This is a genomic window from Stenotrophomonas sp. G106K1 (genome assembly GCF_037969685.1).
GTDB classification, from domain to species: Bacteria; Pseudomonadota; Gammaproteobacteria; order Xanthomonadales; family Xanthomonadaceae; genus Stenotrophomonas; species Stenotrophomonas lactitubi.
The window spans coordinates 56,421-76,982 of the sequence record NZ_JBBPFR010000007.1 but is presented as its reverse complement, the minus strand read 5'-3'; the positions used below and the strand labels follow the sequence as shown (position 1 = coordinate 76,982).

At 66.2% G+C, this 20,562-nt stretch carries 18 protein-coding genes; 7 read left to right on the top strand and 11 right to left on the bottom strand.

What is annotated here, in order from left to right; translation table 11 throughout:
* Positions 1-4 precede the first annotated feature (4 nt).
* On the bottom strand, positions 5-2,617 hold the full coding sequence (locus WKB25_RS08990; RefSeq protein ID WP_340570041.1) for a DEAD/DEAH box helicase: 2,613 nt from the start codon (positions 2,615-2,617) through the stop codon (positions 5-7).
* Positions 2,618-2,790: 173 nt separating this feature from the next.
* Here WKB25_RS08990 and WKB25_RS08985 point away from each other — a divergent pair, with 173 nt between their 5' ends.
* On the top strand, positions 2,791-3,522 hold the full coding sequence (locus tag WKB25_RS08985; protein WP_340570040.1) for a CoA transferase subunit A: 732 nt from the start codon (positions 2,791-2,793) through the stop codon (positions 3,520-3,522).
* A gap of 1 nt (position 3,523) precedes the next feature.
* Positions 3,524-4,156, top strand: a complete 633-nt coding sequence (locus WKB25_RS08980) for a CoA transferase subunit B (RefSeq protein WP_340570039.1) — start codon at positions 3,524-3,526, stop codon at positions 4,154-4,156.
* A gap of 32 nt (positions 4,157-4,188) precedes the next feature.
* Here the strand turns inward: WKB25_RS08980 and WKB25_RS08975 are convergent, their stop codons facing one another.
* Positions 4,189-6,255, bottom strand: a complete 2,067-nt coding sequence (locus tag WKB25_RS08975; protein ID WP_340570038.1) for a glycoside hydrolase family 99-like domain-containing protein — start codon at positions 6,253-6,255, stop codon at positions 4,189-4,191.
* 118 nt (positions 6,256-6,373) lie between these two features.
* Between WKB25_RS08975 and WKB25_RS08970 the strand changes: the two genes are divergently transcribed.
* Positions 6,374-6,964, top strand: coding sequence for an alpha-ketoglutarate-dependent dioxygenase AlkB (locus WKB25_RS08970; RefSeq protein ID WP_340570037.1), 591 nt, complete (start codon positions 6,374-6,376; stop codon positions 6,962-6,964).
* An 84-nt stretch (positions 6,965-7,048) separates the two neighbouring features.
* Here WKB25_RS08970 and WKB25_RS08965 read toward each other — a convergent pair whose 3' ends face one another.
* Genes WKB25_RS08965 through WKB25_RS08950 form a run of 4 tightly spaced genes read right to left on the bottom strand, consistent with a single transcriptional unit; the run spans position 7,049 to position 10,558 of the window.
* Entirely contained in the window at positions 7,049-7,690 is a 642-nt protein-coding gene (locus WKB25_RS08965) for an ABC-type transport auxiliary lipoprotein family protein (RefSeq protein ID WP_340570036.1), read from the bottom strand.
* Positions 7,687-8,613: an MlaD family protein gene (locus tag WKB25_RS08960; RefSeq protein WP_100551507.1), complete on the bottom strand. Its 927-nt coding sequence runs from the start codon at positions 8,611-8,613 to the stop codon at positions 7,687-7,689. Before WKB25_RS08960 ends, WKB25_RS08965 begins: the two co-directional genes overlap by 4 nt.
* Positions 8,614-8,616: 3 nt before the next feature.
* A complete protein-coding gene (locus WKB25_RS08955; RefSeq protein ID WP_340570035.1) occupies positions 8,617-9,444 on the bottom strand; it encodes an ABC transporter ATP-binding protein in 828 nt (275 codons plus the stop codon).
* A gap of 1 nt (position 9,445) precedes the next feature.
* Positions 9,446-10,558: an ABC transporter permease gene (locus WKB25_RS08950; RefSeq protein ID WP_340570034.1), complete on the bottom strand. Its 1,113-nt coding sequence runs from the start codon at positions 10,556-10,558 to the stop codon at positions 9,446-9,448.
* A 101-nt stretch (positions 10,559-10,659) separates the two neighbouring features.
* Here WKB25_RS08950 and WKB25_RS08945 point away from each other — a divergent pair, with 101 nt between their 5' ends.
* The gene (locus WKB25_RS08945) at positions 10,660-11,919 is read left to right on the top strand and encodes a threonine/serine exporter family protein (RefSeq protein WP_340570033.1); all 1,260 of its coding nucleotides are present in this window, start codon (positions 10,660-10,662) and stop codon (positions 11,917-11,919) included.
* A gap of 132 nt (positions 11,920-12,051) precedes the next feature.
* On the opposite strand, the gene WKB25_RS08940 is transcribed toward WKB25_RS08945, so the two are convergent.
* The 3 genes from WKB25_RS08940 to WKB25_RS08930 all read right to left on the bottom strand — a co-directional run bounded on the left by WKB25_RS08940 (position 12,052) and on the right by WKB25_RS08930 (position 14,797).
* Complete coding sequence (locus WKB25_RS08940) at positions 12,052-12,435, bottom strand: H-NS histone family protein (RefSeq protein ID WP_089238647.1); 384 nt, start codon at positions 12,433-12,435, stop codon at positions 12,052-12,054.
* 221 nt (positions 12,436-12,656) lie between these two features.
* Positions 12,657-14,360 (bottom strand): proline--tRNA ligase, encoded by a 1,704-nt coding sequence (locus WKB25_RS08935; protein ID WP_340570032.1) that lies wholly within the window; start codon positions 14,358-14,360, stop codon positions 12,657-12,659.
* 59 nt (positions 14,361-14,419) lie between these two features.
* On the bottom strand, positions 14,420-14,797 hold the full coding sequence (locus WKB25_RS08930; protein ID WP_340570031.1) for a DUF4124 domain-containing protein: 378 nt from the start codon (positions 14,795-14,797) through the stop codon (positions 14,420-14,422).
* Between the two features lie 80 nt (positions 14,798-14,877).
* Here WKB25_RS08930 and pssA point away from each other — a divergent pair, with 80 nt between their 5' ends.
* The 3 genes from pssA to rimI are packed head-to-tail and all read left to right on the top strand — an operon-like array spanning position 14,878 to position 16,660.
* Entirely contained in the window at positions 14,878-15,657 is a 780-nt protein-coding gene (gene pssA, locus WKB25_RS08925; RefSeq protein ID WP_100462840.1) for a CDP-diacylglycerol--serine O-phosphatidyltransferase, read from the top strand.
* Positions 15,654-16,166 (top strand): hypothetical protein, encoded by a 513-nt coding sequence (locus tag WKB25_RS08920; RefSeq protein WP_340570030.1) that lies wholly within the window; start codon positions 15,654-15,656, stop codon positions 16,164-16,166. The genes pssA and WKB25_RS08920 overlap by 4 nt, the downstream gene beginning before the upstream one ends.
* Positions 16,163-16,660 carry a ribosomal protein S18-alanine N-acetyltransferase gene (gene rimI, locus WKB25_RS08915; RefSeq protein ID WP_100551513.1) on the top strand — a complete coding sequence of 166 codons (498 nt, stop codon included), beginning with the start codon at positions 16,163-16,165 and terminating at the stop codon, positions 16,658-16,660. Before WKB25_RS08920 ends, rimI begins: the two co-directional genes overlap by 4 nt.
* Positions 16,661-16,726: 66 nt before the next feature.
* Here the strand turns inward: rimI and WKB25_RS08910 are convergent, their stop codons facing one another.
* Together WKB25_RS08910 and WKB25_RS08905 are read right to left on the bottom strand one after the other, a co-directional pair.
* Positions 16,727-17,548 carry an EamA family transporter gene (locus WKB25_RS08910; RefSeq protein ID WP_340570029.1) on the bottom strand — a complete coding sequence of 274 codons (822 nt, stop codon included), beginning with the start codon at positions 17,546-17,548 and terminating at the stop codon, positions 16,727-16,729.
* Between the two features lie 129 nt (positions 17,549-17,677).
* A complete protein-coding gene (locus WKB25_RS08905; RefSeq protein WP_340570028.1) occupies positions 17,678-20,536 on the bottom strand; it encodes a valine--tRNA ligase in 2,859 nt (952 codons plus the stop codon).
* Positions 20,537-20,562 lie beyond the last annotated feature (26 nt).

Genomic DNA, 20,562 nt, shown 5'->3' with positions numbered 1-20,562 from the left:
CAACTCAGGATCTGCGCAGTACCCTGCGCGACTTCTGCGGGGCTCCCGGCAACGGCATCAGCAGCGCCTGCACATCATCCTCGTTGAAGCGGGGGCCGGTGTTGCTGCCGCCTTCGAGAATCGCGTCGGCCAGCTCGGCCTTGCGCTGCTGCAGCTCGGCGATCCGTTCCTCGACGCTGCCCGCGGCGATCAGCTTGTAGACGAACACGGGCTGATCCTGGCCGATGCGATGGGCGCGGTCGGTGGCTTGGTTCTCGGCGGCCGGGTTCCACCACGGATCGAAGTGGATGACGGTGTCGGCGGCGGTCAGATTCAAGCCCACGCCGCCGGCCTTCAGGCTGATCAGGAACACGGGAACCTCGCCGTCCATGAAGCGCTGCACCGGTGTGACCCGGTTCTGAGTGTCGCCGGTCAGGGTCACGTAGGCCAGGCCCAGTGCATCCAATGCCTGCGCAATCAGGGCCAGCATGCCGGTGAACTGCGAGAACAGCAGGATGCGGCGTCCTTCTTCGACCATGGACGGCAGCATCTCGCGCAGCAGGTCCAGCTTGGCTGAGCCTGCAGTGCGCGCGGGTGCATGGCCCGGCAGAAGACGCGGATCGCAGCAGACCTGGCGCAGTTTCAGCAACGCGTCCAGTACCACGATGTGATTGCGCGCCAGCCCACTGCCGTTGATCGCTTCGCGGATCTGCTTTTCCATTGCCGCGCGCACGGTTTCGTACAGTTCGCGCTGGCCGCCTTCCATCGCTACAGTGCGGGTGATGACCGTCTTCGGCGGAAGTTCGGAGGCCACCTGGTCCTTGCGTCGGCGCAGGATGAATGGACGCAAGCGCTGGGCCAGCAGCTGTGCACGCCGGCGGTCGCTGCCGCGCTCGATGGGGTGGCGCCAGTGCTGGTTGAACTGCTTTTCGCTGCCGAGCAGCCCGGGCAGCAGGAAGTCGAACTGCGTCCACAGCTCGCCCAGATGGTTTTCCAGCGGGGTGCCGGTCAGGCACAGTCGATGACGGGCCAGCAGCGTGCGCAGCGTGGCCGCTGCACGTGATCTGGGGTTCTTCACCTGCTGTGCCTCGTCCAGGATCAGCAGGTGATAGGAGTGCGCCTGCAGCGCGTTTTCGTCGCGCCAGAGCAGGGGGTAGGTGGTCAGTATCAGATCATGTGCGGCAATGGCGTCGAACTGCGTGTCACGCCCAGGCCCGTGCAGGGTCAGGACGCGCAGATCCGGGGTGAAGCGTGCAGCTTCACTCTGCCAGTTGTGCAGCAGCGACGTCGGCACAACCACCAGCGCCGGCTTGTCCAGGCGGCCGCTCTGCTTTTCAACCAGAAGATGGGCCAGGGTCTGCAGTGTCTTGCCCAGGCCCATGTCATCGGCCAGCACGCCGCCGAGGCCCTGCTGGCGCAGGTACTGCAGCCAGGACAGGCCTTCAAGCTGGTAGCTGCGCAGCGTCGCGCGCAAGCCCTGGGGCGCTGGGACTGCGGCCATCGCAGGTGCGTCCAGCAGGCGCTGCACGCGTGCGCGGGTATCGTTGCTGCTGTGCAGTCGCAGCTGCGCGGCGTCCTGCAGTGCCTGCAGGCGTCCGCGGTCGTGCGCCTGCAGGCGCAGCGGTTGCCCGCGGTCGCCGAACAGATCCGCCAGCAGCGCGATCACCGGTTTCAGCCGGGCTGCCCGCAGGGCAAGACGTTCATTGTCCGCTGTCGTCAGCAGTACGTTCTCGTCATCGCCGATCGCGTCCAGCTGGCCGCGCAGCCAGCGCGGATCGGACTGCAGTACGCCCTGCAACAGCGGAGCCAGCGCAATGCTGCGGCCATCGATGTCGATGGTCAGGGCCAGGTCGAACGCGGAGTTGTCGGTGGACACCGACCGTACATCCAGGTCGATCTCCTCCACCCGGGTGATGCGATGACGGAAGGCATCGTCGGTCTCGATCTTCCAGCCCAGCGCTTCCAGCCGCAGCACATCCTCCAGCAGGAAGCGGGTCCAATCGAAACTGCGCAGCACGAACAACGGACCGCCGCCCTCCAGCACGACGCGCGGTTGCCGCTCGCGGTGCAGGTGGACGCTGTGCAGTTCAGCTTCGCGCCGTGCCTCCCCGGCCAGGTCACGCGGCAGCAGGTAGAGCTGGCCCTCGCTGTCGTGGACGAACAGCGACGGGTCGTCGAGAAAGCGCACGTGCTCGCCGTACTCGAAGGCCACGGTGGCGACGTCGAGCCACTGCGAAGGATCGCGCTCGGTGAGCCAGGCAGGACGGTATTCCATGCTGTGCAGATGCAGGATCGGCGTCATCGCCTGGAGCGGCAGGGTGGGCAGCGTGGGATTGGCTGCCGGACGCAGCGGACCCGGATCTCCTTCCAGTGAGGTCTGCAGCGCAGCCAGCAGCACGGCGGCAACGTGCTCGCAGTGTCCGCCAGCTGGGCAGGTGCAGTGACTCTGCAGGGCGCTGTGCGGGGTACGGGCGCTGGCGTCCAGATCGATCGACACCTGTCGACCCTCGACCTGCGCGGTCAGCAGAGGCGATTGGTAGCGCAGCTCGCGCACTGCCGACACGTGGTCATTGCCCTTTTCCAGCGTCCCGGCATCCAGCCAGCGGGACAGTTCCCCTCCGGTGAATACTTCGGCCATGCGTCGTCCTGTCCTCTCCGTCTACAGCACGCGTTGCCAAGGGCACCGCAAGCGCGAAAGGGGACATTCTACGGATTGGCAGCCCGGCATGCCGGTTCATGCTGCGGCGCATCCCAGCCGGCGTCGGGTGTGCCGCTAGAATGGCGGCATTCTCACCGGGTAGGGCAGTAGAGATGCAGCAATCAACTTCCAGCGGCATGCGCAGCAAGCGTTTCGCCTCTGCGGCGGATGCCCTGCAGGGCGTGGTCGCTGATGGCCAGGTTCTGGCCGTGGGTGGCTTCGGCCTGTGCGGTATTCCCGAGGCACTGATCGCCGCGCTGCGCGACAGTGGCGCCAAGGGCCTGACCGTGATCTCCAACAACGCTGGCGTGGATGGCTTCGGCCTGGGCCAGCTGCTGGAAACCAGGCAGATCAAGAAGATGATTTCATCGTACGTGGGCGAGAACAAGGAGTTCGAACGGCAGTTCCTGGCCGGCGAACTGGAGCTGGAATTCAATCCGCAGGGCACCCTGGCCGAGCGCCTGCGTGCCGGCGGTGCGGGTATTCCGGCGTTCTTCACCGCTACCGGCTACGGCACGGTGGTGGCCGAAGGCAAGGAAACCCGTGAGTTCGACGGCAAGCACTACGTGATGGAAACTGCGCTGCGCGCCGACGTGGCGTTGGTAAAGGCCTGGAAAGCCGACGAGGCCGGCAACCTGGTGTTCCGCAAGACCGCGCGCAACTTCAACCCGGCCTGTGCGATGGCCGGCAAGGTCTGCATCGTGGAAGTGGAGGAGGTGGTGCCGGTCGGCAGCATCGATCCGGACCAGGTGCATCTGCCGGGCATCTACGTGCACCGCATCGTGCACAACCCCACTCCCGAAAAACGTATCGAACAGCGCACCATCCGTGCGGAGGGCAACTGACATGGCATGGACCCGCGACGAGATGGCGGCGCGCGCTGCGCGTGAACTGACCGATGGCGCCTACGTGAACCTGGGCATCGGCCTGCCGACGCTGGTGGCCAATCACATTCCCGAAGGTGTGGACGTGTGGCTGCAATCGGAAAACGGCCTGCTGGGTATCGGCCCGTTCCCGACCGAGGCCGAGGTGGACGCCGACCTGATCAATGCTGGCAAGCAGACCGTGACCGCGCGCGCCGGTGCCAGCTATTTCGGCAGCCATGACAGCTTCGCGATGATCCGCGGTGGCCACGTCAATCTGGCCATCCTGGGTGCAATGCAGGTGACCGACATGGGTGACCTGGCCAATTGGATGGTGCCCGGCAAGATGGTCAAGGGCATGGGCGGTGCGATGGACCTGGTGGCTGGCGTGCAGCGCGTGGTGGTGCTGATGGAGCACACCGCCAAGAACGGCGAACACAAGATACTGGCCGAATGCACGCTGCCGCTGACCGGTGTGGGCGTGGTCGACCGCATCATCACCGACCTGGCGGTATTCGATGTGACCGATGGCGGTCTGGTGCTGGTGGAGACTGCCGCGGGTGTGGGCGAGGATGAGTTGAAGGAAAAGACTGGCGTTGCGTTCAAGCGCGCCTGATTGAAAGCGCGGGGGCCGTTGGCCCCCGGTGCTCAACTGCGGCGGGCGTAGGCGTACGTCGTGTCCTGGGGCGAGGGCAGCCCGAGCAGGGTTGCAGCATCCTGCTGGCTGTAGCCCGCATGGCGCGCGACGAGGGTAAAGGTTCGCTCAATGGCGTGGGCGAGAGTGCCGTCCACCTGCCCGGCCTCGGTGTCGAACAGCGAGGGCTGCAAATGCGTGTCCAGCATGGGCCGCAAGGCTTCAAGCCGCACCCAGAACATGCTGCCAGCGATGAAACTATCGACGTTGGTGTCGGCCTGCGCCACGCCGAATCGGCTCAGCAACGCCTGCACGTTGCGTTCGTTCGCGCCCCAGAAATAATCCAGACGTTGCACGTGCCCTTCCGGCGGCACCAGGCCAAGAGCGGGGTCATTGGCAAACGCCTCGACGATGCCGGGCGCCCGATCAGGCGCCATCAGGCGATCAATCAACTCGTTACGCCAGCGGTCGCCATCGTTGCGGTGGGTAGAGCGCTTGGTATGCAGTTTCAGCACGATGTCCTCGCCCTCTTCAAGCAGCGAATCGGCGACGTGCAGGAAAGGAAGAATGTCGCGACCATGGTTGGCAAACGCATGGATCTCAGCGTCGATGCCACTGGCCGCCAGCACATGTGTGATCTGGGCGTGTCGCTCATGGGTGGTGGTGACCACCACGCGCCAGGAAAGGCCGGTTGCGTGCACCTTGTCCAGCAGTTCTGCAAAAACGTCCGGATACCACGCATGAATCACCACGCACGGTCTTGTCGGTGTCTGCCGTGACGCAACCGGCGACAACGCCTCACGGGTCGCCTGCAGCCAGGCATGCCCCAGCCGTGCATCCGGTTCCAGCACGGCGCCTTCGGCCCACTCGTTCCAGGCATTGATGAACACCATGCGCTGGTTCTGCGGGGCCGTCGCCAGGCGCTCATGCACGGTGCTGCGCAGCCAGTCGCGGTAGCCGCGCGGCGAAGCATGCAGATACACGCGCCCGCGCCCGGAACGCCGGGCCTCGTTGTCCCAGCCCGGGTTGACCCCGGGATAAAGCGGGTAATCGGGCAGGGGGCGGGAGGCGATTTCGCTGGCCAGTTCGCGCCAGTCGCGCACGTCGCCATTGAAGTCGGGATTGAGCAGCCACTGCTGCGCCGACAGCGAGGAAGGGTTGCTCATGTTCGGAGGGAATTCGACGGCAGCGTCGAATCCGATGTCACGAGGGTCTGGCCGTTCAAAACCTTGAACGTAGGCCAGGTGGATCTCGCCCACGCCATTGTCGCGACACCAGCGGCGCCAACGGTCGGCGGTGGCACGTGCATCGGGCAGCAGATGGGGGCGGTAGACCAGCAGCATCGGCAGGCCGTCGACCTTCAACGCTCGCCGGTCGCACAGATAGGGCGCGATGTGGGCGATGAAGGCCAGATCGTCTTCGGCGCTGTGCTGCTGGCCGATCAGGATGTCATCGTCGCGCCCGTCCCAGCGCCGCGCCCAGTTCTCGTTGGCCCAGCACAGGCAGAACGGCAAGTCGATGCTGTCGTCGTCCAGCCACTGGCGCAGCGGGTCTTCCATCAGCGTGCGGCCGCTGAACCAGTAGTAGTAGAAGCAGAACGCGCCTATACCGTATTCGGTCGCCAGGCGCGCCTGGTCACGCATCACCTGGGGATTGCGCAGGTCGTAGAAACCCAGATCGGCAGGCAGGCGTGGCTGAACATGGCCTTCGAACTGCGGTAGGGCGCGGGTGACGTTGCGCCATTCTGTAAAGCCCTTGCCCCACCAGGCATCGTTCTCCGGGAACGTGTGGAACTGCGGCAGGTAGAACGCCACCAGGGTAGCGGGCAGTGGCGAGGGCAGGATGCCTTCACGCCAGGGGACGTGGCCGATCGCTGGCTCGTCGGCGCGCCACCGCAATTGGGCACTGGCGCGCGGTCCGCTGACGTCCTGCTGTCCTTTGGGCGGCGGCGGCACCCAGTCGCCATGACGGGCCAGCCAGCGCGTGCGCAGGCGATCACGCTGCGCCTGTGACAGCGGCAGCGCCCGAAAGGCTGCGCGCAGCAGCGGGAACAGTACCCGGCGCAGGTTGATGCCGGTCATCTCACGTGCTCGTTCAGGAGGGCGCGTGAGCAGGGTTTCGCAACGTAGATGTCGGTCATTTCTCCATTTTCAGCGTTGGCGGCCGTCGGGGCAAACATCACCGTGCTAGCGTTGACCAATGCTGTTCCCCCACGACCTGCCAGACGCCGACGTCCGCCACCTGACCGGGTGGCTGCCCGCCGCTGAAGCCGACGCTCTCCAGCAGGCATTGGCACAGGAAATTCCCTGGGAAACCCACCGCATCCGCATGTTCGGCAACTGGGTGGATTCACCACGGCTGAGCTGCTGGATCGGCGATACGGAAGCGCGTTACCGCTATTCAGGCGCCGAGTTCGTGCCCCATCCGTGGCCACTACAGCTGTCCGCGCTGCGCGATCGGCTGCAGCTCGAGGGCGTCGGTCGATTCAACAGCGTTCTGCTCAACCGTTATCGCGGCGGCACCGACTACATGGGCTGGCACAGCGACGACGAACCCGAGCTGGGGCCTGCGCCGCTGATCGCCTCGTTGAGCCTGGGGGCAGCACGACGGTTCCTGCTGCGCCGACGGGACGATCCGGCACGCAAGGCCGAGTACCTGCTCGGCCACGGCGACCTGCTGCTGATGGGGGGCGCTACCCAGCGCCACTACCAGCACGCGCTGCCGAAGATGGCGCGGGTGCAGGGCGAACGCATCAACCTTACATTCCGCTGGATCACGCCGCGGACCTGACGACGGTCCCGGACGATTCATCCACGCATGGCGTGGATCTACCCGTTTCGCAGGACCAGGCCCGGCGCAATCAGCGGAAACCGATCAGCGCTTCAGCGCCTGCTTGTCGTTCTGCCCGCTGGTCAGCGTCCAGCCGACCACGTCCTGTGCCACCTGCTGCAGGCCGCGCTCGAAGGCGGCGGCTACTGCCGACACGTCGGTGCTGCCCACCGGCTGCAGCTGGCGGAAGGTGCGGTCGGCGACCACGCGCTGGTTGGTCACGTCGATCAGCTTGGCGTTGATCTCGATGACGACCGTTGGCGTTGTCTGGCCCTGGTAGTCCGATTCGAAACGACGGATGTCGGTCGACAGCTTGTAGTCGGCGCGGATGCCGGCGGCAACGCGGGCCACGCCGTGGATGCGGCCGGAATCCTCGAAGCCGCGCAGCAGGGTGTCCTCGATCATGTCGGTGGCCGGCTGCGCCCAGCTGGCGCCCTTGTAGATCTCAAGCTCCGACGGCGTCGGCCGCACGTTGATGCGCGGGCTGTCGACCATGCGCGCGGCGCTGGGCTTGGCCAGCACCAGTTGCCAGTCGGCCTGTGGCCAGCTGGGGTCGACCTTGACCTGCACGGCCGGCGAATACAGGGTGACGGGGTTCTTGTCGCCGCTGCCGAGGATCGAGCAGCCACCCAGCAGGGTGGCCAGCGACGCTGCCAGCAACAGGCGCGGAAGGGTGGTCGGGCTCATTTGGGTTCGAACTCCTTCGGGGCGTCGCGGCCGAGCAGGTAGCGCGCGGGGTTGTTCTCGAGTCGGTCGCTGACCCTGCGCAGGTCGCGGATCAGGCCACGCAGTTCACCCAGGGTCGGGCCGAGCTGGCCGAGGCCGTCATTGGCGAAGCTGTTGATGGCCGCGCGGTTTTCGCCGAGGATCGAATCGGCATTGCCGGCGGCTGAATCAAGCTTGGCCAGGGTGGCGTCGAGCTTGTCGATGATGCCCGGCAACTGCTGCACCAGGTTCTTGTCCAGGCGCTCGATGGTGCCGTTGGTGGTCTTCAGGGTCGTGTCCAGGCTGCGCGCGGCATCGCGCGCGCTGAGCAGCAGCGACTGCGTGCCCTGGTCGCGGTCGGCGAGGCCGCCACTGATCGTTTCCAGATTGGCCAGGGTGGCGTTGATCGAGGCGACGTTGCGGTCGCTGAGGATCTGGTCCATGCGTTCGACGATGCGGTTGGCCACGTCGGTGATGTTCTGCAGCGCCGACGGCGTGGTCGGGATGATCGGTGCCGGGTCCTTGTTGACCGTGGTCAGCGCCGGCGACTGCGGCGTGCCGCCGCTGAGCTGGATGATCGATGGGCCGGTCAGGCTGGTGATCGCCAGCTTGGCGCGGGTATCGGTCTTGACCGGCGTGGTTGAGTTCAGGCGGATGCGTGCGACCACCTGGCGCGGATCGTCCGGTACCAGGTTCAGTTCGGTGATCGAACCCACCGCGATGCCGTTGTACTGCACCGGGCTGCCGACCGACAGGCCGGTCACCGCTTCACGGAATACCACGCGGTATTCCTGCCAGGTGCGGTCGGAGGAGTACTTGGCGGCCCACAGGCCGAAGGCCAGCAAGGCCAGGCCGGTGATCAGGGTGAACGCGCCGATCAGCACGTAGTTGGCTTTCGTTTCCATGGCTCAGGCACTCTCGATCTGTTCGCCACGCGCGGCGCGCGCGCGGGGTCCGTGGAAGTATTCCTGGATCCACGGATGATCCAGTTTCTCGATTTCCGGCAGCGGCGCATTGGCCACCACCTTGCGGTCGGCGATGACCGCCACCCGGTCGCAGATGGCATACAGCGTGTCCAGGTCGTGGGTGATCAGGAACACGGTCAGCCCCAGCGCTTCCTGCAGGGTCTTGATCAGGCGGTCGAACGCGGCCGCACCGATCGGATCCAGGCCGGCGGTCGGCTCATCCAGGAACAGCAGCGGCGGGTCGAGCGCCAGCGCCCGTGCCAGGCCGGCGCGCTTGCGCATGCCGCCGGACAGCTGCGAGGGCAGCTTGTTGATCGCATCGGCGGGCAGGCCGGCCAGTTTCACCTTCAGCAGGGCCAGCTCGTAATGCCAGCGCTCGGGTAGTTCGCGGTGATGTTCCTTCAGCGGCACCTGCACGTTCTCGCCGACGGTCAGCGACGAGAACAGGGCGCCGTCCTGGAACAGCACGCCGGTATTGCGTTCGATGTGCAGGCGGCTCTCGGGATCGTCGGCACGCGCGTCGCGGCCGAGCACCTCGATCTGCCCTTCATCCGGCACACGCAGGCCCAGGATCGAGCGCATCAGCACCGATTTGCCGGTGCCCGAGCCGCCAACCACGCCAAGGATCTCGCCACGGCGCACGTCCAGGTCCAGCCCTTCGTGCACGGTCTGGCTGCCAAAGCGGTTGACCAGCCCACGCACGCGGATGGCCAGGTCGTGGCCTTCGTCGTCCTGCATGGGCACTTCTTCGGGGGTCGGATGCGTGCTCATGTCACCAGTCCATGTGCATGAACCACAACGCCGCGAAGGCGTCGATGATGATCACCAGCGAGATCGTCTGCACCACGCTGGAGGTGGTGCGCTCGCCGACCGATTGCGCGGTGCCTTCCACCTTCAGGCCTTCCAGGCAGCCGATCAGGCCGATCACCAGCGCGAATACCGGTGCCTTGGACAGGCCGACCAGCATGTGCCGCACTTCCATCGTGTCGTGCATGCGCGCGATATACATCTGCGGCGGGATGTCGAGGTCGAACGCGCCGACGGTGATACCACCGGCCAGGCCGGCGATCATCGCGATGAAGGTCAGCAATGGCAGCGTCACCAGCAGCGCGACCAGGCGCGGCAGCACCAGCAGGTCGATGGGGTCGAGCCCCAGGGTGCGCATCGCATCGATTTCCTCGCGTGCCTTCATCGCACCGATCTGCGCGGTGAACGCACTGGCGGTGCGGCCGGCCAGCACGATCGCGGTCAGCAGCACGGCGAATTCGCGCAGGAAGGCGATGTTCACCAGTTCGACCACGAAGATCTCCGCGCCGAAATCGCGCAGGATGGTCGAGCCCAGGAAGGCGATGACTGCGCCGACCAGGTAGGACAGCAGCGCGACCAGCGGCACGGCGTCCAGCCCGACCTGCTCCATCTGGTGCACGGTCGCGGTCAGGCGGAAACGTCGCGGTTCCTTGACCAGGCGTGCGGCCTTGACCAGGTTCTCACCGAGGAAGCTGCACAGCGCCTTGATGTTATGGCCCGTGGCATGGACGCTGACGCCCAGCCGCTCCAGTGCCGCCAGCACGCCGAAGTCACGCTTCGGCTTCGGACGGTCGTCGGCCACTTCTTCGATGGTGCACACCAGCGCCTGGTGGTCCGGGCGGAACTGCAGCGCGTGTTCGCCAAGATCGGCACGATGGGCGACCCGCAGCACCTGCAGCACGCCGGCCGAGTCGAGCTGCTCGATGCCGGTGGCGTCGATGCCGGTCAGCGTGTCCGGAACGCCACGCAGCACTTCGGCCGCGGCCAGCGCGGTCTTCAGGGTCCAGTGGCCGGACAGCCGGATCAGTCCCGGATCCTGAGCGTCCTGTTCGAGCTGGGGGGCGTGGGGCGGGGTCATGGGGGCCATTCGGGTCGCAGCATAACCGTTCTGAATTGCACGTCGCGTCGAACCAGGATGAATTTCTCCAGCAGAGCCTGACGTAGGTAATACTACGGCGCATGTCCGCAGACGCTCACACGATCCCCACGCCCCAGGCCACCTACGCGCAGCGCGTGGCCTTCGTTTCCGAGATCGCCGGCCGCCTGCACAGCTACGGCACAACGGCCCAGCGCCTGGAGGCGGCGGTGGTTGCATTGGCCCGGCAGCTCGATCTGGATTGTGAACCGTGGTCGAATCCCACCGGCATCATCCTCAGTTTCAGCGACCCGGCACAGGCCATCGGCTCCAGCGACATCACCCGGGTGATCCGGCTGGCGCCCGGCGAGAACGACCTGCACAAGCTCAGCGTGGCTGACGGGATCGCCGAAGAAGTGGCCAACGGCCGCATGAGCATTGCCCAGGGCCACACCGCGCTGCGCCAGCTGGACAAGGATCCGGGCTGGCGCGGCAAGCTGCGCACCATCCTGTCTTTCACCCTCGGTGCGGCCGGCGTGGCGGGCATGTGGAAGCTGCCGTGGCTGGACATCGCCACCGCCGGCGTCATCGGCCTGCTGATCGGCCTGCTCGGCATGGTCACCGACAAGCGCCCGGCCAGCCGTGAAGCGGCCGAAGCGCTGGCGGCGCTGCTGGCCGGTCTGGTCGCCACCGTGGTTGCCAGCTTCGTGGGCGCCCTGAATCTCAACACGGTGATCATCGCTTCGCTGGTGGTGCTGCTGCCGGGCATGTCGCTGACCAATGCGGTCAATGAACTGGCCAGCCAGCACTGGGTGTCCGGCACCGCGCGCTTTGCCGGCGCGTTGACCACGATCATGAAGCTCAGTGTCGGCGCGATGATCGCGGTGACCCTGGCCGATGTGCTGGGGCTGGACCCGATGATCCGTGCCTCGCGACCACAGGGACCGTGGGTGGAGTGGGGCTCGCTGCTGACGGCGGCGTTCGCCTTCGCCATGTTGTTCAAGGCCAACCGCCGCGACTATCCGTGGGTGATCGCCGCCTCGGTGGCCGGTTACGCGATCTCCAAGTTTGGTGGTCATGCCTGGGGTACGCCGGCCGGCATCTTCCTGTCGGCGATGCTGCTGACCGCCGGCGGCAACCTGTTCGGGCGCGTGGTCGGCCGTCCCGGCGCGATCATCCGCCTGCCGGGCATCATCATGATGGTGCCTGGCAGCACCAGCCTGCGTGGTGTGCTGACCCTGGTCCAGCAACAGGACGTGGGCGCCGGCCAAAGCGTGTTCCTGACCGTGTTGAACGTGGTGATGGCGCTGGTCGCCGGCCTGCTGTTCGGCAACCTGCTGATGCCGGCGCGCAAGACGCTGTGATCAGGGGTGGTAGCGCCGGGCCATGCCCGGCGGATCGGGAAACCCACCGCTGCGCTCGCCGGGCATGTCCCGGCGCTACCCCAAAAAAACGCCGGCTTTCGCCGGCGTTTTTCATTCCTGCTGCAGTCGGCCTCAGGCCTTCTTGATCAGGAAATCTTCCGGCTTCTTGCTGCCCTTGGCGGTCAGCTCGGCCATCCAGCGCGGCTGCTTGCCACGACCGGTCCAGGTTTCCTTCGGGTTGGCCGGGTTGCGGTACTTCGGTGCAACCTTGCCCAGCTTGCGGCCGGCGGTCTTGGACGGGGCCTTGGTGGCCTTGGCGACCTTGCGCGCGCGCGGTGCGGGTTCACCACCGAACAGTTCCTCGATGGTGTAACCCTCGGTCTTGGCCAGCTTGCTCAGCTGGGCACGCACCTTGGTGATCGGGCGACGCTTGGCGACGATGGTCTGCTGCTTCTTGGCTGTGCGGATCAATGCGCCCAGCTCACGTGCAGACAGGCCGGTCAGGTCGATGCTCATCAACGATTACTCCAGAAACTAATTTAGGGACAGGGACGAGCCGGTCCGTGGCGTCGCGGGACAGAGTAATGAGGAATTAATCCCAGCACAAATAGTTGCGGTCACCGTCTGTCGGCTGGCTGGCCCGGTTGCGACCATTTTGACCGGATTATGTCCACTGCGATTTTCCGGGAACGGCCATCCGGAAAAAAAAGACCGGGGTATACCCCGGTCTTTTCCGATCAACCCTGCAGGCGCTGCAGCAGGGTAACCTTGTCCAGGCTCTCCGCTTCGGCGGCGCGACGCGAGCGGTACTCGAAGGTGCCTGCGGCCAGGCCGCGTTCGCTGACCACCACGCGGTGCGGGATGCCGATCAGTTCCATGTCGGCGAACATCGCGCCCGGGCGCAGGCCGCGATCATCCAGCGCAGCATCCAGGCCGGCGTCGCGCAGCTCCTGCAGCAGGCCTGCCGCTGCATCGGCCACACCCGTGTCACCCTTCGGATTGATCACGCAGACCACCACCTGCCACGGCGCCATCGCGTCGGGCCAGATGATGCCGGCGTCATCGTGGTTCTGTTCGATGGCTGCGGCGACCACGCGCGAAATGCCGATGCCGTAGCAGCCCATCGTCATCACCGCGGCCTTGCCGTTCTCGTCCAGCACGGTGGCATCGAGCGCTTTCGCATAGGTGCGGCCCAGCTGGAACACGTGACCGACTTCGATACCGCGGGCGATTTTCAGTTCGCCGCCATCCAGCGCACGATCACCCGCGCGTACATTGCGGATGTCCGCCACTTCCGGTTCGGCCAGGTCGCGGCCCCAGTTGACGCCGGCCAGGTGGAAACCGGCCTCGTTGGCACCGACGACGAAGTCGGACATCGCGGCCACTTCGCGATCGGCGACCACGCGGATCGGCTTGGCCGGCGCGACCGGACCGAGGAAGCCCGGCACGCTGCCGAGGAACTCGGCGATCTCTGCTTCGCTGGCAAAACGCTGTTCGTCCAGGCCGGCAACCTTGCCCAGCTTGATTTCGTTGACCTCGTGGTCGCCACGCACCAGCACCAGCACGAACTGCTGTGCCTTGCCTTCACCGGCGATCAGCGCCACCGACTTCACGGTGCGCTGCAGGTCGATGCCGAGCAGGGCGGCAACGTCCTCGCAGGTCTTCTGGGTCGGGGTCTCGACCTTGCGCAGCGCTTCGCAGGCCGCAGCGCGCGCAGCCGGATCGGCGGCAATGGCCGCTTCCATGTTGGCGGCGTAGTCCGAGCCGGTGGAGAACACCAGCGCGTCTTCACCGGAATCGGCGATCACGTGGAATTCCTGCGAGGCGTCACCGCCGATCGCACCGGAATCGGCCTGCACCATGCGGAAGTCCAGGCCCAGGCGGGTGAAGATGCGGCTGTAGGCCATCTTCATGTTTTCGTACTCGCGCACGAGATCTTCGTCGTGCAGGTGGAACGAATAGGCGTCCTTCATCAGGAACTCGCGCGCACGCATCACACCGAAGCGCGGGCGGATCTCGTCGCGGAACTTGGTCTGGATCTGGTAGAAGTTCACCGGCAGCTGCTTGTAGCTGGACAGTTCGCTGCGCGCGAAATCGCAGGCCGCTTCTTCGGCGGTGGGGCTGTAGCAGAAGGTCTGCTCCTTGCGGTCCTTGATCTTCAGCAACTGCGGGCCGAACTTCTGCCAGCGACCGGTCTGCTCCCACAGTTCCTTCGGCTGGATGGTCGGAATCTGGAATTCGACGGCACCGGCACGGTCCATTTCCTCGCGGACGATGCGTTCGACCTTGCGCAGCACGCGCAGGCCCAGCGGCGACCAGGTGTACAGGCCGGATGCGAGCTTGCGGATCATGCCCGCGCGCAGCATCAGCCGGTGGCTGGTCAGCTCGGCGTCGCTGGGGGTTTCCTTGGTGGTGTGCAGGTGGAACTGGGAGAGGCGCATCGTCGGCTTCGGATTACGGCAGAGACACCTATTCTGCCAGCCCGGCCGATACCCTCCCTTCAACCCGCCGGAGGGCAGTACGCCTTGATTGCCGCCTCGGCCAGGGCCTTCTGCGCACTGCGCTGTTCCGGGGTAAGCGCGGTATCGGCCTTGCCGTCGCCGTCGGTGTCGTGCATTACCTGGCCACTGCCTTCCAGCAGCGCCACGTTGGTGCGGGCGGTGCTGCATTGCTCCGGCACCGGCGCGGCGGCAGGCTCCGGGGCTGCGTCCGCCACCGGCGTCCTGGCCTGGGCACGGGTCTCGTACTTGGCCCCGGCCGGCGGCGTTTCCGAATACTGCGTCACGCCCTTGGCGTCCTTCCACTTGTAGACAGGGCCGGCCAGCGCAGTGGTACTGGCCAACAGCAGCAGGCAACCCAGGCAGGACAGGGCACGCATGGCAAACTCCGCAGAATGGGCGTAGAACGCCGATTGCAGCATTGGCGCCGACCGCTGGCAAGTCGATTAAACTGGATTCCATGGACCCGATCACACCGCCGCCGCGCTCGCGCACGATTTACCTGCTGCCCAACCTGTTCACCACGGCTGGGCTGTTCTCTGGCTTCTACGCCATCATCGCCGCGGCCAACGGGGATTTCGTCAACGCCAGCATCGCCGTGTTCGTGGCAGCGGTGATGGATGGCCTCGATGGCCGTGTCGCGCGCCTGACCGGCACCAGCAGCGAGTTCGGCGTGCAGTACGACTCGCTGGCCGATCTGGTCAGCTTCGGCATGGCGCCCGCACTGGTGATGTACCACTGGTCCCTGTCGGAACTGAAATACGACGGCGAGCTGGTCGGTCGCCTGGGCTGGGCGGTGGCGTTCCTGTACGCCGCCTGCGCGGCGCTGCGTCTGGCCCGCTTCAACACCCAGGTAGCCGTGGTCGACAAACGCTGGTTCGTCGGCCTGGCCAGTCCGGCTGCCGCCGGCCTGATGATGTCCTTCGTCTGGGCCTTCGCCGATGGCACCCTGGGCTGGAACGGCAACGAGCTGCGCTTCGTGGCGCTGGCGGTGACCCTGGTCGCCGCATTGCTGATGGTCAGCCGCATCCGCTTCTGGAGCTTCAAGGGTGGCGCGGCCAAGGAGGGCGCACGTTCAGACCGTGTCCCGTTCCTGGTGCTTGCACTGGTGCCGATCGCCATCGCCATCGCGGTGATCGACCTGCCACGTGTGTTGCTCGTCGTCGGCATCCTCTACGCCCTGTCAGGCCCGGTGATGTGGGGTGTGCAGCGCCTGCGCAAGAAGCCCGAGGCAGCGTGAGCCAGGACCTGCCCGTGTTGTGGTCCCCGGCCCAGCAGGCCTGGCTGCAGGCCATGGGCTACACCGTCTATCACGATGGCCAGTTGGCCGCCGAAATGGACGCGGCATTGCAGCTGAGCGTTGCTGAAGCCGCAGCCTCGGCACCCGTGCCGGTCGAGCCGACGCGCACGGCTCCACCTTCGATGCGGCACGCACCCAGCCAGCGCGACGCGGCGCCGGAACCTCGACCCGAGCGCGCGCCACCACGCACTGCCGTGCCGGTGGTGGCGCCGGATACCGTACCGGCGGCGGCCCGTCCGCTGCCCACCGGCAACGCGCGCCAGCCGCTGGTGCGCCTGCCTGATCGCCTGCAGATCGCGCTGTTGCGCGCCTCGGGCTGCAATCCGAACGACCCGGCTACACAGACACTGATGGAAAGCTGGCCGCTGGAACAACTGCGTCGCGACCCCGCAGCCAAGCGCGCGTTGTGGCCGCAGCTGCGTGCGCTGCGCAAGGGCGGATCCGCATGAGTGCGGTCAGCCAACCCGGGCCGGTGGCCATGCGTGCACTGCGCGAAAGCGATCTCAACGCGGTGATGGCCATCGAAGTGCGTGGCTATCCCTATCCGTGGACCCGCGGTATTTTCCTGGATTGCCTGCGCGCCGGTTATCCCGGCCTGGCCATGGAGCGCGATGGCCTGTTGATCGGCTATGGCGTGCTCAGCCTCGCTGCCGATGAAGCGCACGTGCTGAACATCTGCATCGATCCGCTGGTGCAGTCGCGTGGGCTCGGCCGCCAGCTGCTGCGTGCGCTGGTCCGCCTGGCCGCTGATCGAGGCGCGCAGCGGGTGTTTCTGGAAGTGCGTCCGTCCAATACCCCGGCCCTGGCGCTGTATCACAGCGAAGGCTTCAACGAGATCGGCCGGCGCCCTCGCTACTATCCTGCTGCGCAGGGGCGCGAAGATGCGCTGGTGATGGCAATCGAACTGGTGGACGGCGAGCTGGAGACAATGCCGCCGCTGTAACGGAGAGGGTTGCCGGCCAGCAGCCGGCACTGCCAATGAATCGCCGCCTTGGTTGGTACGCCGTTCTCACGCCAGCCGCAGCGCCAACACGCCGGCCACGATCAACGCCGCCGCCGCCCAGCGAGCACGCGGTACACGCTCGCGCAGCAGGAACACCGAGATCAGCAACGCGAACAGGATCGACGATTCGCGCAACGCCGACACCATGGCCACCGGCACCTGGGTCATCGCCCACAGCGCCATTGCATACGATGCGGTGGTGCCGATGCCGCCAGCCACGCCCAACGGCCAGTGCTGGCGCGCATACGCCAGCAGCGTGCCGCGCTGCCGATGCAGCGCCCACAGCGGCAACGGAATGCCCGACAGCAGGAACAGCCACAACGTGTAGCTCAGCGCATTGCCGGACAGCCGCGCACCCTGCGCATCGACCAGCGTGTAGGTGGCGATCATCGCGGCGGTCAGCAACGGCAGGCGCAACTGGCCAGCACGCGCACCGCGTGCCATGCACAGGATGCCGCCGCTCACCAGGATGACACCGAGCCAGGCTGAAGCCGGCAGGTGCTCGCCGAGCGCGGCGCCGGCCAGCGCAACGAGGATCGGCGCGCAGCCGCGCATCATCGGATACGCCAGGCTCATGTCGACCTGCTGGTAGCAGCGTGCGACCAACGCGTAGTACGTCACCTGCAGCAGCACCGATGCGATCAGCCACGGCCAGCTTTCCGCGGCGGGGAAGGGCAGCCACGGCAAGGCCAGTGCAGACAACAGCGCGGCGCTGCCAGTGACCAGCACCGTGCCGAGAAACTTGTCCGGCCCGCGTTTGACGATCGCGTTCCAGCTGGCGTGCAGTGCCGCGGCAGAGAGGACCAGCAGGAAGATGGAAAGTGGCATCGGATGATGATGCCAAAAGGCAGGGGTGGGTGCCGACCTTGGTCGGCACATCGTTCTGCAGGGTAGGTGCCAACCATGGTTGGCACTTCACAGTGGTGCGGACCACGATCCGCACCCACCCGGGAGGCGTTACAGCTTCGCGCGCTGTTCGCGCAGGCCGGCCAGCTGGTTGTTCCAGTCGACCAGGCGCACGCGTTCCTGCTCGATCACCGCCGGCGGCACCTTGTCGGAGAACTTGGCCAGCTTGGTCTCGCTCTTCTCCTGTTCGCTTTCTACGCGCTTGATCTCCTTGTCCAGGCGCGCGCGCTCGGCATCGAGATCAACCAGGCCTTCCAGCGGCACCAGCAGCTTCAGCTCACCGACGATCGCGGCGGCTGCCGGCGGCGCACTCTGCGCGTCTGCCAGCCACTGGATGCTGTCCAGCTTCAGCAGGAACGACAGCGAGGCACTGAAGCGCTCGATGCGCACGCGGTCCTGGCTCTGCCCGGCATGTTCCAGGCCGGCCAGCAGGCGCAGCGGCACCAGCTTGGACGGGGCGACGTTCAGTTCGCTGCGCACGCGGCGCACGGCACTGATCACCGCCTTCAACCATTCAACGTCGGCCTCGGCCTGCGCATGATTGCCCTCGAACTCGGCGGCGGTCGGGTACGGACGCAGCGACAGTGTGGTTTCGGCCAGGCCCAGGCGCGGGGCCAACTGCTGCCACAGCTGTTCGGTGATGAACGGGGTCAGCGGGTGCAGCAGGCGCAGCAGCGCTTCCAGCACGTACAGCAGGGTGTGGCGCGTGCTGTCGGCGTCGGCCGCATCGGCACCGTTCAACGCCGGCTTGCTCAGTTCCAGGAACCAGTCGCAGAACGCGTTCCAGGCGAACTCGTACAGGCACTGCGCCAGCAGGTCGAAGCGATAGGCGGCGAAATGGCCCTGCGCTTCGGCGGTGGTAGCGGCCAGGCGCGCGAGGATCCAGCGCTCGGCATCGGTACGCGGCGTCGGCACGCCAGTGAACGCTGCACCTTCGGTGTTCATCAGGGTGAAGCGGCTGGCGTTCCACAGCTTGTTGCAGAAGTTCTTGTAGCCCTCGGCGCGGTTCATGTCGAACTTGATGTCGCGGCCATGGGTGGCCAGCGCGGCGATGGTGAAGCGCAGCGCATCGGCACCATGGGCGGCGATGCCGTCCGGGAATTCCTTGCGCGTGGCCTTCTCGATCTTCTCCACCATGCGCGGCTGCATCAGCCCGCCGGTGCGCTTGGCCACCAGGTCATCGATGGTGATGCCGTCGATGATGTCCAACGGGTCGAGCACGTTGCCCTTGCTCTTTGACATCTTCTGGCCCTGGCCATCGCGGATCAGGCCGGTGAAGTAGACGTCCTTGAACGGGATCTTCCCGGTCAGGTTGTCGGTGGCCATGATCATGCGCGCCACCCAGAAGAAGATGATGTCGAAGCCGGTGATCAGCACCGACGACGGCAGGTAGCGGTCGAAACCGCGCTCGGCCATCGCCTGCTCGTTCGGCCAGCCCAAAGTGGAGAACGGCCACAGCTGCGAGGAGAACCAGGTCTCCAGCACGTCGCTTTCCTGGCTCAGCACGACGTCGCTGCCGAGATTGTTCTTCGCCCGCACTTCCTCTTCGCTGCGGCCGACGTAGCAGCTGCCGGTGGCGGCATCGAACCATGCGGGAATGCGGTGGCCCCACCACAGCTGGCGGCTGATGCACCAATCCTGGATGTTGGTCATCCAGTGGCGGTAGGTGTTGATCCAGTTCGGCGGCACGAACGAGATCGAGCCCGGCTTTCCATCGGTACCTTCGACCAGCTCCAGGCCACGACGCGCCAGTTCGTCCATCTTCACGAACCACTGGTCGGTCAGGTACGGCTCGATCACCTGGCCGGTACGGTCGCCGCGCGGCACCTGCAGCTTGTGCGCCTTGGTCTCGACCAGGATGCCCAGGTCTTCCAGCTCAGCCAGCACGGCCTTGCGCGCGTCGTAACGGTCCAGCCCCTGGAAACGTTCCGGCGCGTTGTCGTTGATCGCGGCCACCGGCGTGAACAGGTTGATCATCGGCAGGCTGTGGCGCACGCCCACCTGGTAGTCGTTGAAATCATGCGCCGGGGTGACCTTGACCACGCCGGTGCCGAACGCACGGTCCACATAGTCATCGGCGATAACCGGCACGCGACGGCCGGTCAGCGGCAGCATCACGCTCTTGCCGATGAGGTGCAGGTAACGCTCGTCTTCCGGATGCACCATCACCGCGGTGTCGCCCAGCAGGGTTTCCGGGCGGGTGGTGGCGACCACCAGGTAATCGCGGGTTTCGCGCAGGGTCTCCACGCCGTCGGCATCGCGCTCGACGTGTTCGTAGCTCAGGCCTTCATCCAGCTGGTAGGCGATCGACCACAGGAAACCGTCTTCCTCGGCGCTCTCCACTTCCAGGTCCGAGATCGCGGTCTTCAGCACCGGGTCCCAGTTGACCAGGCGCTGGCCGCGGTAGATCAGGCCCTGTTCGTGCCAGCGCACGAAGGCTTCGATCACCGCTTCGGACGGCTGCGGGTCCATGGTGAAGGTGCTGCGCGACCAGTCGGCCGAGGTACCGAGGCGGCGCATCTGCCGTTCGATGATGTCGCCGGACTGCTGCTTCCACTCCCACACCTTGCCGATGAAGCCCTCACGGCCCAGCGAATCGCGGGTCTCGCCGTTGCCTTCCAGCGCCAGGTTGCGGCTGACCACCATCTCGGTGGCGATGCCGGCGTGGTCGGTACCGACCTGCCACAGCGTGTCGTAGCCGCGCATGCGGTGGTAACGCACCAGCGCATCCATCAGGGTCTGCTGGAAGGCATGACCCATGTGCAGGGTGCCGGTCACGTTCGGTGGCGGCAGCAGGATGGTGTACGGCTCGCCCTTGCCGGACGGCTTGAAATGGCCGGCCTTCTCCCAGGCCTCGTAGAGGTCGGTCTCGAAGGACTTCGGGTCGTAGCTGGAGGCGAGTTGGGTCATGCGGGGGAACCAGTCATCAAGGCGGG

Coding starts and splice junctions, on each gene's coding strand:
- WKB25_RS08990 (WP_340570041.1), bottom strand. CDS start 2,617: ATGGCCGAAGTATTCACCGGAGGGGAACTGTCCCGCTGGCTGGATGCC.
- WKB25_RS08985 (WP_340570040.1), top strand. CDS start 2,791: ATGCAGCAATCAACTTCCAGCGGCATGCGCAGCAAGCGTTTCGCCTCT.
- WKB25_RS08980 (WP_340570039.1), top strand. CDS start 3,524: ATGGCATGGACCCGCGACGAGATGGCGGCGCGCGCTGCGCGTGAACTG.
- WKB25_RS08975 (WP_340570038.1), bottom strand. CDS start 6,255: ATGACCGGCATCAACCTGCGCCGGGTACTGTTCCCGCTGCTGCGCGCA.
- WKB25_RS08970 (WP_340570037.1), top strand. CDS start 6,374: ATGCTGTTCCCCCACGACCTGCCAGACGCCGACGTCCGCCACCTGACC.
- WKB25_RS08965 (WP_340570036.1), bottom strand. CDS start 7,690: ATGAGCCCGACCACCCTTCCGCGCCTGTTGCTGGCAGCGTCGCTGGCC.
- WKB25_RS08960 (WP_100551507.1), bottom strand. CDS start 8,613: ATGGAAACGAAAGCCAACTACGTGCTGATCGGCGCGTTCACCCTGATC.
- WKB25_RS08955 (WP_340570035.1), bottom strand. CDS start 9,444: ATGAGCACGCATCCGACCCCCGAAGAAGTGCCCATGCAGGACGACGAA.
- WKB25_RS08950 (WP_340570034.1), bottom strand. CDS start 10,558: ATGACCCCGCCCCACGCCCCCCAGCTCGAACAGGACGCTCAGGATCCG.
- WKB25_RS08945 (WP_340570033.1), top strand. CDS start 10,660: ATGTCCGCAGACGCTCACACGATCCCCACGCCCCAGGCCACCTACGCG.
- WKB25_RS08940 (WP_089238647.1), bottom strand. CDS start 12,435: ATGAGCATCGACCTGACCGGCCTGTCTGCACGTGAGCTGGGCGCATTG.
- WKB25_RS08935 (WP_340570032.1), bottom strand. CDS start 14,360: ATGCGCCTCTCCCAGTTCCACCTGCACACCACCAAGGAAACCCCCAGC.
- WKB25_RS08930 (WP_340570031.1), bottom strand. CDS start 14,797: ATGCGTGCCCTGTCCTGCCTGGGTTGCCTGCTGCTGTTGGCCAGTACC.
- pssA (WP_100462840.1), top strand. CDS start 14,878: ATGGACCCGATCACACCGCCGCCGCGCTCGCGCACGATTTACCTGCTG.
- rimI (WP_100551513.1), top strand. CDS start 16,163: ATGAGTGCGGTCAGCCAACCCGGGCCGGTGGCCATGCGTGCACTGCGC.
- WKB25_RS08910 (WP_340570029.1), bottom strand. CDS start 17,548: ATGCCACTTTCCATCTTCCTGCTGGTCCTCTCTGCCGCGGCACTGCAC.
- WKB25_RS08905 (WP_340570028.1), bottom strand. CDS start 20,536: ATGACCCAACTCGCCTCCAGCTACGACCCGAAGTCCTTCGAGACCGAC.